The organism is Blautia sp. HCP3S3_D9 (assembly GCF_052063845.1).
Classification (GTDB): domain Bacteria; phylum Bacillota; class Clostridia; order Lachnospirales; family Lachnospiraceae; genus Blautia_A.
This window is the reverse complement of sequence record NZ_JBQHWS010000233.1, coordinates 1-2,611: the sequence shown is the minus strand read 5'-3', so window position 1 is coordinate 2,611 and position 2,611 is coordinate 1. Positions and strand designations below refer to the sequence as shown.

Annotated in this window: 4 protein-coding genes; 3 read left to right on the top strand and 1 reads right to left on the bottom strand. The window is 40.8% G+C overall.

Going from position 1 to position 2,611, the window contains the following annotated elements; translation table 11 throughout:
- Nucleotides 1–680 precede the first annotated feature (680 nt).
- Nucleotides 681–908, bottom strand: a complete 228-nt coding sequence (locus tag ACTNES_RS20410) for a hypothetical protein (RefSeq protein WP_320813433.1) — start codon at nt 906–908, stop codon at nt 681–683.
- A 121-nt stretch (nt 909–1,029) separates the two neighbouring features.
- On the opposite strand from ACTNES_RS20410, the gene ACTNES_RS20405 reads away from it, so the two are divergent.
- From ACTNES_RS20405 to ACTNES_RS20395, 3 genes are all read left to right on the top strand, one after another.
- A complete protein-coding gene (locus ACTNES_RS20405; RefSeq protein WP_320813432.1) occupies nt 1,030–1,278 on the top strand; it encodes a SymE family type I addiction module toxin in 249 nt (82 codons plus the stop codon).
- On the top strand, nt 1,278–2,066 hold the full coding sequence (locus tag ACTNES_RS20400; protein WP_441040525.1) for a ParA family protein: 789 nt from the start codon (nt 1,278–1,280) through the stop codon (nt 2,064–2,066). The genes ACTNES_RS20405 and ACTNES_RS20400 overlap by 1 nt, the downstream gene beginning before the upstream one ends.
- Nucleotides 2,053–2,611, top strand: a 559-nt coding sequence (locus ACTNES_RS20395; RefSeq protein WP_441040524.1) for a ParB N-terminal domain-containing protein, incomplete at its 3' end; no start/stop codon positions are given. The genes ACTNES_RS20400 and ACTNES_RS20395, both read left to right, overlap by 14 nt.

The following is a 2,611-nucleotide window of genomic DNA, read 5'->3' as shown; positions in this document are numbered from 1 at the left end:
TTATCCATACTGACCTTAGAATCTGCACATTCCATCCGGTTTCTGTATCAGCATTTTTTATCCGAAATAACGGAGAAATCACTGAATGTATTTTATTATGCATGTTCCTATAATATTGGATATGGATGTTCATGTAATGCAGTTAAATGATTAAAGTGAAGAAAGATTTTAGCACTGCATTTTAAAGATATTAGAAGATTAATTAAGTTGGGAAATTTGTTTGAGCAGTAGTCTGCACCCCCTAAACTGACTACGATTTGACTACTACAGATGGAAGTGATTTGCTTCATTTTGCACTTTTTTGCAAAAAATGTAGTAAATGAGAAGAAAACTACGATACCTTGAAATGCTGATAAAACCTTGCAAAATACGGCATTTCAAGGCAATTTGAGAGGAGAAAAAACAATGATACGAGTGCTTTTCATCTGCCACGGCAATATACTGGCATAACTCGAAAAAGCCTTATTTTTCAAGGGGAAAACGGATTGTTATCTTGGATTTAGGCCAAGTTTAGGCCAACTGAAATGGGTTGAAAAATATCGAAAATTTGAAGTAAAAGAGAGCCCAGATAGACTGTTTATTTGATAGAAATTACACAATTGGAGAGTTTTGTGAATGCGATATGCGATTAAAAATGATCCGGTGATGTGTGGAATGTATCCATGCGTCACCGGATTTTTTTACGTTTCAGGGTTGTTCTTCTGATCTCTGGCCATTGCTTCATCAATGGCACGATTGATAAAGGCGGTTGCACTTTCACCCATGCTTTCAGCGTGATCTTTGATGATGGCACGCTTCTCAGGGGTCATACGAACCTTTATTTCACAGAAACGATCATTATATTTTTTGTTTGCTCTACGGCGAGCTTCTGTCAGTCCTTTGTAGGCACCGGGTTTCGTTTCGCTCATAGCAATCAATCCTCCAGATGTGTATTGGGCATAGTTGCCTGTAATGAGTATAACATAGTTTGTTACATAAGACCATGTAGGAATTTCAATTTTGACAATCAAAGAAAAGGAGACAAGATATATGAAGAATAAGAAGACAAGAAGTTTAAAGGTTTGTGCTCAGAGCGGATATAACTACAAGGATACACCGGCGATCATGCTGAAAGGTCAGTGGTTGAAGGAGATGGGATTTGAGATCGGAACTGCAGTTACTGTTACGTGTGAGAACGGTAAGTTGATCATCACACCTAGAGACGAGATGAGCTATGTGGATGCATTTGAAAAGCAGCAGGCAATGATGGTAGCAGAAGGAAAGAGAGGTTATTGCTAATGGGTAGAGTTATTGTAATTGGATCACAGAAAGGTGGCGTGGGTAAAACCACGACCACATTCAATCTGGCATATTGTTTAGCGAAGATGGGGAAGACGGTTCTGGCGATTGATTTTGATAGCCAGGCGAATCTGACTACCTGTTTTGGAGTAGAGAAACCACAGGAATTGGATTATACGATTGGACATCTGATGATGGCACAGCTGGAAGATGAGGTTCCAAAGAGTCTTAAGAGTTATATCAAGAGCAGAGATGGAGTGGATTTCATTCCGGCATCAATCTATTTGTCAGTAGCGGATGCAAAGCTTAGGACGGAGATGGGAGTAGAGCAGATCCTGGCATCTATTCTGAAAAGAGTGAAGAACAAATATGATTTTGTCCTGATCGATACTTGTCCGTCGCTGGGTAATCTCACCATTAATGCATTGGCTGCCGCGGATGAAGTGGTGATCACTGTAAGCCCACAGCTTTTATCGATGATGGGATTGCAGGACTATCTGAGAACAATAGGGAAGATTCGAAAGAGAATCAACCCGAATCTGCAGGTATCGGGCATTCTTCTCACCATGTGTGAAAAGCGAACCACACTTTGCTCTGTCCTTACGAAAGAGGTAACAGAGTGCTTCCAGGGACAGATTCATGTGTTTGATACGAAGATTCCTGCTACGGTTAAAGTCGGAGAGAGCATTTATTACAACATGCCGATTGAGCAGTATAGTAAAAGAGCAACTGCAGCAGTCGCATATAGAAATTTTGCAAAGGAGATTATCGGATATGAAGGTAAATAATAGAAAAAAGATATTTGGTGATGCAGTGGATCTGCTGATGGGAGATATGGAAGAACTTAAGGTTCCAAGAGGTGTGGAGATGCTGAATATCAGTGAGATTCAGCCATTTCATGATCATCCATTTCATCTGTATGAGGGTGAGCGCCTGGATGATATGGTATCCAGTGTTAAAACGCATGGGATTCTGAATCCCGTAATTGTATTGAAGATTACTGAGGGCTATGAAATGCTCTCGGGACATAACCGGATGCAGGCTGCACAGTTGGATGGACTGAAGCAGATTCCTGCAATCGTGAAGAAGGATCTGAGCGAGGAAGAGGCATACGTGTATGTGATTGAAACGAATCTAATGCAGAGATCCTTCTCGGATCTGGCAATATCGGAAAAGGCTGCAGTTCTGAAGGCGAGATATGAGAAGGGCTCTTGCCAGGGAAAGCGTAATGATATATTGAACGAGATTTCCAAATTGGAAGGAAAATCAGTGAAAGTAACTTCTGGTCAGGCTGACCAGAAGTTAACCACAAGTGATATTATAGGTAAGGAAT